Raw genomic sequence first — 12,293 nt, 5'->3', positions numbered from 1 at the left:
AGCTCTCGCTACAACCCGAGTTCTCCTCCGCCATGCGTCAGCGCTGCCTGGCTGCCTGAACGCTCAGGCGCGCAGCGGCAGGGTGAAGGCGAGCTGGAAGCGGGTGCCGGCGTGCTCGGGCCGGACGGTGGCGGTGACGTGGACGCCGTGGCCGTTGCCGGTGGAGACGACCTCGCCCTTGAGCTGGCCGTCCTCGGTGGCGCCCCGGAAGAGGAAGACCTCCGCGGCCTGCGAGAAGATGGAGGAGACCTCCGCGCTGCCGGAGCCGGGCGGGAGCTGGTCCCTTACCCATGTCGCGAAGCGGACGATTCGGCCGGTGAGCACCTGCGCGGGCAGGGGCACCGCGTAGCCGCCGCCGAACACCGTGGGGGCCGCGGCCAGCAGCACCGCGTCCGCGTTGCGCCCGCTGCCCAGGCCGAGCACGCCGTGCTCCTCCAGCTTCGCCTGCGCGCGGATGGGCAGGAAGACCTCGGTGGGGATGGACAGGCCCTTCTCGCGACCGGAGGGAATCTCCCACGTCGTCGGGGCGCGCACGCCTCCGGCCTGGCCGAAGATGCGCGCGAAGGCGCTGGTGTCGCGGAAGCTGGACGCGAGCATCGCCGCCACCGCGAGCGCGGGGCTGGTGAAGGCCGCGCGCTTCGCCCGGGCCTCGCTGGCCACGACGACGCGGTTGACGACGGCGCACAGCCACCGCGAGGACTCGTCCTGACGCAGCTCCGTCCACGACTCGGAGACCTGCTCCCGACCCTCCTCCAGGCCCAGGGACAGCTCGTCCGGAGACAGACCCAACAGCGACGGCGCCACGGCGACGACGATGGGCAACTGCGCGCGCTCGCCCATCGCGGCCAGCCGGGCCAGCACCGCCACGTCATCGTTCGTGTCCACCACGAAGACGGCGTCGGGCCGGTCGAAGGGCTCGCTGGAGAGCGCGTCGTCCAGGACGCCGAGCAGGTCGCCGCGGCTCACGTCCAGCACCTCCACCGCCATGCCCGCGGCCGTGGGGCACTGGTCCACCAGCCACTTGAGGCCGCGCCACGCGGACTCCAGTCGGGCCACGGGCTCCGCGATGAGCACGTCCGTCGCGCAGCGCAGCACCGTCTCGTCCAGCAAATCCCTCACGGACTTGCGCGCGGCGGTGGCGGGGGCGGACGTCGACGACGCGGAGGCCGGCGCGCGCGGGTTGAGGGCCTTCAAGAACGCATCGACGGCGCGGGACGCGGTGGCCGGCGAACCGGGCTCGGACGCGGTGAGCAGCGTCTCCATCAGGGCCACGTCATCGGGCGTGGGCGTGGGCACGGGGGCGGGAGGGGGCGGAGGCGCGGCGTCACGCAGGGCCGCGGCGACGGCTTCGGGCAGGCGGCCCGGGCCGGTGATGGCCTCCACGCGCTTCGCCGCCTCCTCGGGCGACAGGGCGGGGGTGAGCTTGTCGCGCAGCGCGTGCAAGTCACGAAGCGCGGGGATGCGGGTGAGCACGTCGGCGACGCCGAAGTCGCGCAGCCGTTCGAACGACAGCTCCAGGGCGCAGGTGTCCTCGGCGCCGAGCCGGTCCGGGACGATGAAGCGCACGTGGCTGGCGGCCTTGGCGAGCTCGCTGGCGAAGGTGTCCGAGGTCACGTGGAAGCGACGACCCGAGGGCGTGGAGGAGAAGGCCCCGGCCACCAGCCACCGCACGCGCGCACCCTCTGCACTGCTTCCGCTCTGACTCATGCACCGCCCCATCCGTGAGTAAGGCGCCGCACGTTAGCGCGAGGCAGGTGTTCTTCGCGAAGGCCCGGCGGGGCACGGGCTTATGCGAGGTCTTCGGACCCGGGGGCTGGTTGCGGGGCTTCCCTGTCATGGGGCCCGCGTCACGAGGCCGTGCCGCATCGGTCCTCGGGGCATGTGGGCTTCGCCACGACCTCCCGGGTGGGGCGCTCCCGTCGGCGACGGACCCCACCGAGTGGGCGCGCCCATACCGCTTGCGTCGCCTCCACCCAGGCCTCAGCCTTCACCTCCCATGTCCATCCGCAAGGACTACATCGAGCGCCTCGTCGAGCAGTTCGCCGCCGCCCTGGCCCGGCTCCTCAAGGCCCGTCAGGAGAAGCGTTTCGCGGACGCGGCCCAACTCATGCGCTCCACCGCGCTCGACACGCTGGGCATGGAGTACGACGCGCTGTTGATGGTGGATGCCGCCTCCACCTCGCGGATGCTCGGAGACCCCTTGCGAGTGAAGGTGCTGGCCCGGCTCGTGGCCGAGGACGGCGAGCTGCACCAGGACCAGGGCGACACGCGGACCGCCACCGCGCGCTTCCACTACGCGCTCGCGCTGTATGCCGAATCACGCGCCCTGGGACGTCCCCACGACGACGAGGACACCGCCGTCCTCACCCGGTTGCGCGCCTGGCTCGGGCCCTCGGCGCGCGCTTGAAAGACAGTCTCCCACCTGAGTCCACGCCCACCCCCATTCAATTCATGACGCGTCGCGGCCATCATGACGCCATGCATTGAAGTCAGGTGAAGCCTCGCGAGAGCCGGTCCTGTTTCCGACAGGAGAAGTGCTCGGGTGCCGGACACTCGGCCGCAGCGCTGACAGGCTTTCTGGGGGGTGGGTTGCCGATCTGTCTGCATTCCCGGATACGATGAGGTGCACGTCCTCACCTGAATTTTTTGGGGGTGCGCTTGTCGTTCGTAGAGCTTCCCGAGAGCGTCGTTCCGTGTCGAAACCTGGTGGGAGGCGAGTGGCAGCTGCCTCAAGGCTCGCCGCTGCTGGACGTACGCAGTCCGTACACCGGCACCGTCATTGGCCGAGTTCCACTCACCTCCGCCGCGGGTGTATCCCAGGTGGTGGAGGCCGCGCGGTCCGCCGCCGATTCGTGGGCCGCCACGCCGCTGCGCGAGCGCACCCAGCTGCTCTTCCGCTTCCGGCACCTGCTGGAGCAGAACCTCGCGCGGCTGGCGAACCTGGCCGCGAGCGAGGCGGGCAAGACGGTGGCGGAGGCGCGCGCCGGGCTGCTCAAGGGCATCGAGGTGTGCGAGTTCGCGCTGTCGCTGCAGAACCTGGACAGCGGCGCGCACATGGAGGTCAGCCGGGGCGTCACGTGTGAGCTGCGCCGCGAGCCGTTGGGCGTCGTCGCGGGAATCACGCCCTTCAACTTCCCGGCGATGGTGCCCATGTGGATGTTCCCCATCGCGGTGACGCTGGGCAACGTCTTCATCCACAAGCCGTCGGAGAAGGTCCCCCTCACCGCGTGCGCGCTCGGCGAATTGATGCGCGAGGCGGGTTATCCCGCCGGGGTCTTCTCCATCGTGCACGGTGGCAAGGAGGCGGTGGACGCGCTGGTGGCGCACCCGGACGTGAAGGCGCTGGCCTTCGTCGGCTCGTCCGCGGTGGCGCGGCACCTCTATGCGGAGGGCAGCAAGCGCGGCAAGCGCGTGCTCGCGCTGGGTGGCGCGAAGAACCACCTCATCGTCGCGCCGGACGCGGACCCGGAGCTCACCGCGCAGGCCGTGGTGGACTCGTTCACCGGCTGCGCGGGGCAGCGCTGCATGGCCGGCAGCGTGGTGCTCGCGGTGGGCAACGTGGAGTCGCTGCTGGCGGATATCGTCCGCCGCGCGGGCAGCATCGAGATGGGCCCGGGCATGGGCGCCATCATCGACAAGGGCGCGGTGGAGCGGCTGGAGACGGCCATCGACCAGGCCTCGTCGGAGGGCGCGAAGCTGGTGCTCGACGGGCGCGGTCGTCGTCCCAAGGGCGACGCGTGGGCCCAGGGCAACTGGCTGGGGCCGTCCATCCTGGACCACGTGCGGCCGGACATGGAGGCCGCGCGGCGCGAGCTGTTCGGCCCGGTGCTGTCCATCATCCGCGTGCCCACGCTGTCCGCGGCGCTCGCGGTGGAGAACGCGTCGTCCTACGGCAACGCGGCGTCCATCTTCACCACCAGCGGCGTGGTGGCGCAGACGGTGGTGGAGGGCGTGCGCGCGGGCATGGTGGGCGTCAACGTGGGCGTCCCCGTCCCGCGTGAGCCGTTCTCCTTCGGCGGCACCGGCGAGTCGCGCTTCGGCCACGGGGATATCACCGGGCCGTCCGGCCTCGACTTCTGGACGCAGCTCAAGAAGGTCACCCGCAAGTGGTCGGCGCGCACCGACGGCTCCTGGATGAGCTGAGCCCGCGCGCCCCTCTCGTCCGCTTCGCTCGAGCTCCAAAACGCGCCCGCAAGGAGGGCGCTCCCATGGCAGACAAGAAGCCCGTCAATCACATCCGCCTCACCTCGCATCCAGATGGGGACGCCGTCTCCATCCGTTGGGGTGACCCGGACCCGACGCGCCGCGGCCCCGTGGTGGCCACGCTCACCGAGCCCGCGCATCGCAACGTCATCGGCACGCACGCCGGCTCCTACGCCGTCTATCGCGCGCTCGCCGTGGCCGCCGGCATGTTGCCGCAGGACCACCGCGCGGACCTGAAGGACACCTCGCCGGCCGCGCGGATTGGCCCGCACCCGTCCTGGAGCAACCCGGACCGGATTGTGTCGTTGGACCCGTGGGGCGCCGTCGCGCCGCAGGCGTTCAGCGCGCAGTCCGAGCAGGGCATCGACTTCCGTCCCACCATCGCCGTCACGCGCGCGCACATCAACCTGCCGGAGCTGCGCGACGCGGTGGTGGCCGGCCGCCTCAAGCCGGACGGGGACCTGCTCACCGCCAACGGCGACATCAAGGTGGTGAAGGCCGCGGTGGACCCGGTGTGGCACCTGCCGGGCATCGCCAAGCGCTTCGGCATGACGGAGAACGCGCTGCGCCGGGGCCTCTTCGAGCAGACCGGTGGCATGTTCCCGGAGCTGATTACGCGCCCGGACCTGCACGTCTTCCTGCCGCCCATCGGCGGGCTCACGCTGTACGCCTTCGGGGACATCAACTCGGTGTCCAACAAGGACATCCCCCTGGCCGTGCGCGTGCACGACGAGTGCAACGGCTCCGACGTGTTCGGCAGCGACATCTGCACCTGTCGTCCGTACCTGGCCCACGGCATCGAGGAGTGCGTGCGCACGGCGCAGGCGGGCGGCGCGGGCGTCATCGTCTACCTGCGCAAGGAGGGCCGCGCGCTGGGCGAGGTGACGAAGTTCCTCGTCTACAACGCGCGCAAGCGGCAGGAGGGCGGCGACTCCGCGGCCACCTACTTCCAGCGCACCGAGTGCGTGGCGGGCGTGCAGGACATGCGCTTCCAGGAGCTGATGCCGGACGTGCTGCACTGGCTGGGCATCACCCGCATCCACCGCTTCGTGTCGATGAGCGACATGAAGCACGACGCGATTGTCCGCTCGGGCATTGAAATCCTGGAGCGCGTGCCCATCCCCGAGGAGCTGGTCCCCGCCGACGCGAAGGTGGAGATGGAGGCGAAGAAGGCGGCGGGCTACTTCACGAAGGGGCCCGTGGCGGACGCCGCGGCGCTGACCCAGGTGAAGGGACGGGGCCTCGATGTCTGAGCGGCCGTTGGCGAGGGCGGACGTGTCCCCGGCGGTGGCGTGGCTGCGCACGCCGGCCGCCATCCGCGAGCGCTGCCATCAACTGCTGGACCTGGGACTGGCCGGCAAGCTGTCCCACTTCCGGGTGGAGCCCTCGCGGCTGCCGACGGTGGTGGACACGGTGCTGGAGGTGACGCGCGAGGCGTACCCCACGCTGGACATCCCGCTGCACAGCCGCTGGCGCCACTTCGACGCGGGCGGCGTCCAGCGCGTGGCGGAGCTGGAGGCTCGGCTCAAGGACGTCACGCCGCAGGAGCGCGCGCGGGCGAAGCTGGACCTCGCCGTGGTGAGCGTGCTGCTGGACGCGGGCAGCGGCCCCAAGTGGAGCTACCGCGAGCAGGGCGGCACGACGTGGGCGCGCTCGGAGGGGCTGGCCGTGGCCAGCTTCCGCATGTTCATGGACGGCGTGTTCTCCTCGGACCCGGACCGGCCGCTGCGCGCGGACGCGGAGGCGCTGGGCCGGCTGTCGCGCGAGTCGCTGGCGCGCGGGCTCCAGGTCTCCGACACGAATCCCCTGGACGGGCTGGAGGGACGGCTGCACCTGATGCACGGCCTGTCGCGCGTGCTGCCCCGACCCGGCGCGATACACGACATCGTCGCCGCGCAGGGCAGGAGCGTGCGCGGCTCGGAGCTGTTGGGCGTGGTGCTGGAGTCGCTGGGCCCCATCTGGCCGGGCCGCGTCATGGTGGACGCGGTGAACCTGGGCGACGTGTGGCCGCACTCGGCGCTGGGCCCGGTGGAGAGCGTGGACGCGCTGGTGCCCTTCCACAAGCTGTCGCAGTGGCTGACGTACTCGCTGGTGGAGCCGCTGGCGGAGGCGGGACTCCGGGTGGTGGAGCTGGACGGCCTCACCGGCCTGCCCGAGTACCGCAACGGCGGCCTCTTCGTGGACCTGGGCGTGCTGGTGCCCAGGGACGCGCGGCTCACCCAGGAGGCGCTGCACCCGAGCGAGGAGCCCATCGTCGAGTGGCGCGCGCTGACGGTGGCGCTGCTGGACCGCGTGGCGGCGCTGGTGCGTGGCCGGCTGGGGATGAGCGCGGAGGAGCTGCCGCTGGCGAAGGTGCTGCAGGGCGGGACGTGGACGGCGGGGCGCAAGGTGGCCGCCGAGCGACGCCCCGGAGGCGTGCCGCCGATTCGCGTGGAGAGCGACGGAACGGTGTTCTGACAACCGCTGACCAAGAGGGAGGACGCAATGGAGTTCCCCAACTGCACCGTGGTGGACCATCCGCTGGTGAAGCACAAGCTGACGTTGATGCGCCGCGCGGAGACGAGCACCGCCTCCTTCCGGGCCCTGCTCCAGGAAATCTCCCTGCTGCTGGCCTACGAGGCGCTGCGGGACTTGAAGGTCCGTGACGAGGAAATCCAGACGCCCATGGCGCCCATGACGGCGCCGGTGCTGGAGGGCAAGAAGCTGGTGCTGGTGGCCATCATGCGCGCGGGCCAGGGCATCCTGGACGGGATGCTCCAGCTGGTGCCCTCCGCGCGCGTGGGCCACATCGGCCTGTATCGGGACCCGGAGACGCTGACGCCCGTGGAGTACTACTACCGGGTGCCGGGGCAGCTCGCGGACCGCGACGTGGTGGTGTGTGACCCGATGCTCGCCACGGGCAACTCCGCGGTGGCGGCGCTCCAGCGGGTGAAGAAGAGCAAGCCCGGCTCGCTGCGCTTCGTCTGTCTATTGGCGTGTCCGGAGGGTCTGGCCAACCTGAGGGAGCACCACCCGGACGTGCATGTCTATACCGGCGCGGTGGACGAGCGCCTCAACGAGCACGGCTACATCCTGCCTGGACTGGGTGACGCGGGGGACCGCCTCTTCGGCACCAAGTAGCCGCCCCAGGTAGTTGCCTCCGGCAACGATGACTTGGCGTTGATTCCCGTCGAGCGGCAGGATGCGCTCCTCGGGGGGGCCAGGACTTCGAGACGGAGGTAGACACGATGCGAGCGAGGACTTTCAGGCCCCGCGTTGGGGCCGCGTGGTTTGGATGGATGCTGCTGGCGGGAGTGGGTGGCTCGCTGGCGGCCCACGCCAGGAGCGAGCAGTGTGAGTGCATCACCGAGCGCCAGAGCGTGGTGTCGGAGATGCCGTGCCTCGTCATCTCCTCGCGTGCGACCTGTGGCGCGAGCACCGTCCGCAATGCCTGTGACGAGCCCGTGACGCTGAAGGGCTGGCCGCTCGTCCAGTGCGAAGGCGGGCGGTGTGACGAGGAGCTGCTGCCGGAGGAGGAGGCCTCCTTCTACTTCTCCGACGGGCGCGGGTTGTCCCTGCCCATGAAGGTGCAGCCGGAGGAGCGCTTCGAGGAGGAGACCTTCATCGTCTCCGTCGATGGAGAGGAGCGCGACCTGGTCCTCTCCGCCACCGTGTCGTGTGTGACGAAGGACGCCTCCGCGAAGGGCTGTTCCTCGTCTCCGGGAGGGATTGCGCTCGCGGGCGTGCTGGCGCTCCTGGGAGGCTGGCGCCGCTCCAGACACCGTTGACTGTTGGCGGGCCAACACTGGCTTGGACATGCGGGCTTGAACAGACGAGAGTAGGAAATCCAGGAATAGTCTGCCGCCCCACTTCGCCGGGGGAGTGAGGGCTCATGCCGAGCTCTCTCCCGCCTCGGGGATGGGGGGCTTCAATGATGCGCATGGGAAGTGGCTCTGCGTGGGTGGTGCTTTCGTGTCTGCTGTTGGGCGCGTGTGGCGTCGAGCAGGTCGCGGAGGAAGACGTCACGGGCACGGTGACGTCTTCGTTGGAGGACCCGAACTACGCGAACGCGGTGGGTGAGGGCACGACGGCGCTGGTGCTCAATCCGCAGGCGGCGGTGGGCGCGCCGGACGGCGTCTTCGCGACGCTCCCGAGCGAGGCCGGCGAAGGGTTGATGCTGGACCTGGGTGAAGGGCAGGAGTCCAGCGGCATCCTGGAAGTCTACACCCAGGGCCCCGTGGGCTCGTCCGCCCAGGCGACGGTGCAATTCCTGACGGCGGACGGGGGCTACTTCTCGAGCGGCGTGCTGTACCTGCGGAGCCGGTGGGAGGGGGTGGACATGCAGTATGTCTGGTATTCGCAGACCATTCCCTATCGCTACGTCGTCATCCGGAGCGTGGCCGGAAAGCCCTTCAACGTGGACGCCGTGGTGGCACGCCGCCGGGCCATCTGCGGTGACGGCGTGATTTACGGCACCGGGGAGCTGTGTGACGACGGCAACCAGCTCTCCGGGGATGGCTGCAACAGCATCTGCCGGGTGGAGACGGGCTACACCTGCTCGGGAGAACCGAGTGTCTGTGTGGACCGCGACGAGTGCGCGCTGGGGACTCACGCGTGCCCCGCGAACACTGTGTGTGTGAATACGCCGGGCAGCTACGTCTGCCAATAGGCCCAGGACTGGCGCGGGGCCGGATTGAAGGCCCCGCGTCGTGAGCAGCAGCAAGTCGTCAGCAGTGGTGCGATTCATTCCATGAGGGGGATGGCCCATTCCGGGTTTCATCCCATCCCTCTGGGGAGACATTTAATGAGAAGCCGTACAGGTGCGCTGTTGTCGTGGGGCTTGGGTGCGACGTTGGCGTTGTTGCTGGGCTCTTGCGGTGTGGAGTCCCTCGATGCCGGGGGAAGTGACGGTGCGTTGACGTACACGAGCGAGGAGTCCTCGCTGACGTGGGACCCGTACGCGGACGCGGTGGCATCGGGCACCACGGGGACGGTGCTCAACGCGCAGGCGGCGGTGGGTGCGCCGGACGGGCAGGCGGCGACGCTGCTGAGCCTGCTGAACACGGCGCTGGTGCTGGACTTGGGTCAGGGTGAGGAAGGCACCGGCGACCTGCGCGTCTACTACCAGGGCCTGTCGCTGGCGCTGGTGGCGCAGGTGGACTTCCTGAAGGCGGATGGGACGTTCATCGGCTCCAGTTCACTGCACCTGGTGGAGCTGGGCCTGGGGACGCATGTGGCGGTGGCGACGTACCCGGGGAGCGTGCCCTACCGCTACGTGCGCCTGCGGGGCGCGGTGCTCGCGCTCTACCTGGTGGACGCGGTGGAGACGTCGCTGCGGCCCATCTGTGGTGACGGCGTGCCGGGTGGCGTGGAGGTCTGTGACGACGGCAATCCGCTCTCCGGGGACGGCTGCAACAGCGTCTGTCAGGTGGAGACGGGCTACACCTGCGCGGGAGCGCCGAGCGTCTGCACGGACATTGACGAGTGCGCCCTGGGGACGGACACGTGCGCGCCGGAGGAGGTGTGCGTCAACACGCCCGGAGGCTTCGAGTGCGAGGAGCCCTCGTGCAATCCGCCGCGCCTCGTCTGTGGCGAGGCCTGCGTGGACCCGAACACCGACAACAACCACTGTGGCGGCTGCGGCAACGTCTGCGGCGAGGAGAAGGCATGCGCCGCGGGCGTGTGCGTGGGAACGGGCAACCTCCAGTTCACCGCGACCTGGAGCCGGGATGGGGATGCGGACATCTATGTGAAGACGCCCACCGGGCGGATGATCTACGTCGAAAACCGAGGTCCCAACGTAGGGACAGACTTCGGCGCGCTGGACGTGGATGACACAGGTGGGGATGGGCCCGAGAACGTCTTCTGGGCTCCGAACCGGACGCCGCCGAGCGGCACCTACCATGTCTGCCTGATGGCGTTCCTCTTCAGCCCGGAGCCCACTCCAGAGGCTCCCGTGCACTACAATGTCCGGGTGCGGCGCCCCGGTCAGCCGGACGTCGACTTCTCCGGCTCAATCACCCAAGCGGTGTTCATCGAGGAGTGCATCCCAGGAGACCCCACCTACGTCGGCTCGGTTGCCTATCCATGAGACCCGAGAAATGACAGACGCCGGTCCGCGAGGGAATGGTGTCCCGCGCGGGCCGGTGGTGGATGGACGGAGCATCGCTCGTCTCGCGGAGCCATTGAGCTGCTGGAGGCAGGCGCTGGCGAGAAGTCGCGCCTGCGGGCTCGCTGGCGCTGCTCGGAGGCTGGCGACGTGCCCCGCACCGCTGATGCATGAATCATGAAACACACGGGGTTGGGTTCCCGTCCATTGTCCCTTCGCACATGTCTGCTGCTGGCCGGAGGACGTTGCCAGCCAGCATGTCGCGTGTGTGAGCTGTGGGGCGCGAGCGGTCATGAGATTCATTCCGCGAGGAAGAGTGGCCCATTCCGGGTCTCATTCAGTTCCTCGGGGAGTCATCCCATGAGTATCCGTACAAGCGCGCTGTGGTCGTGGGGACTGAGCGCGACGTTGGCGTTGTTGCTGGGTTCTTGCGGCGTGGAATCTCTCGATGGAGCGGAGCGTCCCGGAGGTGATGGGGAGGTGACGCAAACGAGCCAGGAGTTGGCGTGGGACCCGTACGCGGACGCGGTGGCGTCTGGCACGACGGGGACGGTGCTCAACGCGAGCGCGGCGGTGGGAGCGCCGGACGGGCAGGCGGCGACGCTGCTGAGCCTGCTGAACACGGCGCTGGTGCTGGATTTGGGGGCGGGTGAGGAAGGTACGGGAGACTTGCGAGTGTATTACCAGGGCCTGTCGCTGGCGCTGGTGGCGCAGGTGGACTTCCTGAGGGCGAATGGGACGCTCATTGGCTCCAGCCCGGTGCACCTGGTGGAGCTGGGCGTGGGGACACATGTGGCGGTGGCGACGTACCCTGGGAGTGAGCCCTACCGGTACGTGCGCCTGAGGGGCGCGCTGCTCGCGCTCTACCTGGTGGACGCGGTGGAGACGTCCATCCGTCCCTTCTGTGGTGACGGGGTGCTGGGAGGCGTCGAAGTCTGTGATGACGGCAATCAGCTCTCCGGAGACGGCTGTAGCAGCGTCTGTCAGGTGGAGCCGGGCTACACCTGCGCGGGGCAGCCGAGCGTGTGCACGGACATCGACGAGTGCGCGCTGGGCACGGACACGTGCGCGCCGGGAGAGGTGTGCGTCAACACGCCCGGAGGCTTCGAGTGTGAGGAGCCCGTTTGCGAGCCGCCCCGTATCGTCTGCGGCGAGGTCTGCGTCGACCCGCGCACGGACAACAACAACTGCGGCGCTTGCGGCAACGTCTGTGGCGAGGGGAATGCCTGTGCCGCGGGCGTGTGCGTGGGCTCGGGCAATCTCCAGTTCACCGCGACCTGGAGCCGGGACGGAGACGCGGACATCGCCGTGAGGACGCCCACGGGCAAGGTCATCTACTATCTCAACATAGGCCCCAACGCGGGGACGGACTTTGGACGACTGGACGTGGATTCAAGAGGGAGGGGACCCGAGAACATCTTCTGGGCCACGGGCCGGACACCGCCGAGCGGCACCTACGACGTCTGCCTGCTGACGCAGTTTTTCTTCCCCGGACCCTCGCCTGCGGCCCCCCTGGGCTACGCCATCAAGGTGCGGCGCCCGGGCCAGCCGGATGTCGACTTCACTGGCACGTTCACGGCGCGCTCGTTTGAGGAAGATTGCGCGCCTGGCCTCGCCAGCTACGTCGGCTCCATTACCTATCCTTGAGACACGAGAAATGACAGACACCGGCCCGCGAGAGGGTGTCGCCCCGCGCGGGCTGGTGGAGAGTCCAACGGGAACCCTGTCTCGCAGTGCTGGGTGGAGACCGACGCATGGCTTGTCCAGGCCCCGGGGCGCTAAGGACACCCACGTACTTCGTGTCATGCTTTGGGCGGGAAGGGTGTCGCCTGGCTTGCTCCGCGCGGCCATTCTCCGTCTGGCTTGTCGAGTGGAACACGGGTAAAGCAGGTAAATTAGGGGGCGGAACTCACGGAAAAACCTTTCATGCGTTCCATACGCAAGGCGGGTGCTCGAGGTGGATGGTTTCACCGGAGCGCTTCGTCCCTTCAGCCGGATGGAA

10 protein-coding genes are annotated in these 12,293 nt (G+C 69.5%); 9 read left to right on the top strand and 1 reads right to left on the bottom strand.

Features of this window, described 5'->3' with window-relative positions; translation table 11 throughout:
- Positions 1-63: 63 nt before the first annotated feature.
- The gene (locus HUA78_RS26745; RefSeq protein ID WP_174477422.1) at positions 64-1,707 is read right to left on the bottom strand and encodes a type VI secretion system contractile sheath domain-containing protein; all 1,644 of its coding nucleotides are present in this window, start codon (positions 1,705-1,707) and stop codon (positions 64-66) included.
- Positions 1,708-1,996: 289 nt separating this feature from the next.
- Here HUA78_RS26745 and HUA78_RS26740 point away from each other — a divergent pair, with 289 nt between their 5' ends.
- The 9 genes from HUA78_RS26740 to HUA78_RS47765 all read left to right on the top strand — a co-directional run bounded on the left by HUA78_RS26740 (position 1,997) and on the right by HUA78_RS47765 (position 11,938).
- The gene (locus tag HUA78_RS26740) at positions 1,997-2,407 is read left to right on the top strand and encodes a hypothetical protein (RefSeq protein ID WP_141646703.1); all 411 of its coding nucleotides are present in this window, start codon (positions 1,997-1,999) and stop codon (positions 2,405-2,407) included.
- A 251-nt stretch (positions 2,408-2,658) separates the two neighbouring features.
- Entirely contained in the window at positions 2,659-4,143 is a 1,485-nt protein-coding gene (locus HUA78_RS26735) for a CoA-acylating methylmalonate-semialdehyde dehydrogenase (RefSeq protein ID WP_174460283.1), read from the top strand.
- Positions 4,144-4,208: 65 nt separating this feature from the next.
- Positions 4,209-5,456, top strand: coding sequence for a GTP cyclohydrolase II (locus tag HUA78_RS26730; protein WP_141646701.1), 1,248 nt, complete (start codon positions 4,209-4,211; stop codon positions 5,454-5,456).
- Positions 5,449-6,660, top strand: coding sequence for a URC4/urg3 family protein (locus HUA78_RS26725; protein WP_141646700.1), 1,212 nt, complete (start codon positions 5,449-5,451; stop codon positions 6,658-6,660). The genes HUA78_RS26730 and HUA78_RS26725 overlap by 8 nt, the downstream gene beginning before the upstream one ends.
- A 27-nt stretch (positions 6,661-6,687) precedes the next feature.
- Complete coding sequence (upp, locus tag HUA78_RS26720) at positions 6,688-7,323, top strand: uracil phosphoribosyltransferase (RefSeq protein ID WP_141646699.1); 636 nt, start codon at positions 6,688-6,690, stop codon at positions 7,321-7,323.
- A 107-nt stretch (positions 7,324-7,430) separates the two neighbouring features.
- Positions 7,431-7,970, top strand: coding sequence for an MXAN_0125 family MYXO-CTERM protein (locus HUA78_RS26715; protein ID WP_305798538.1), 540 nt, complete (start codon positions 7,431-7,433; stop codon positions 7,968-7,970).
- Between the two features lie 152 nt (positions 7,971-8,122).
- On the top strand, positions 8,123-8,851 hold the full coding sequence (locus HUA78_RS26710; protein ID WP_254613995.1) for a DUF4215 domain-containing protein: 729 nt from the start codon (positions 8,123-8,125) through the stop codon (positions 8,849-8,851).
- A gap of 135 nt (positions 8,852-8,986) precedes the next feature.
- Positions 8,987-10,273 carry a DUF4215 domain-containing protein gene (locus HUA78_RS47560; RefSeq protein ID WP_305794100.1) on the top strand — a complete coding sequence of 429 codons (1,287 nt, stop codon included), beginning with the start codon at positions 8,987-8,989 and terminating at the stop codon, positions 10,271-10,273.
- 378 nt (positions 10,274-10,651) lie between these two features.
- Positions 10,652-11,938 carry a DUF4215 domain-containing protein gene (locus HUA78_RS47765; RefSeq protein ID WP_174477420.1) on the top strand — a complete coding sequence of 429 codons (1,287 nt, stop codon included), beginning with the start codon at positions 10,652-10,654 and terminating at the stop codon, positions 11,936-11,938.
- The last annotated feature ends 355 nt before the right edge of the window (positions 11,939-12,293 follow it).

The organism is Myxococcus sp. CA033 (assembly GCF_013336625.1).
Classification (GTDB): Bacteria; Myxococcota; Myxococcia; order Myxococcales; family Myxococcaceae; genus Myxococcus; species Myxococcus llanfairpwllgwyngyllgogerychwyrndrobwllllantysiliogogogochensis.
Note: the sequence above shows the minus strand (reverse complement) of the source record. Positions and strands in the feature narration are given on the sequence as shown.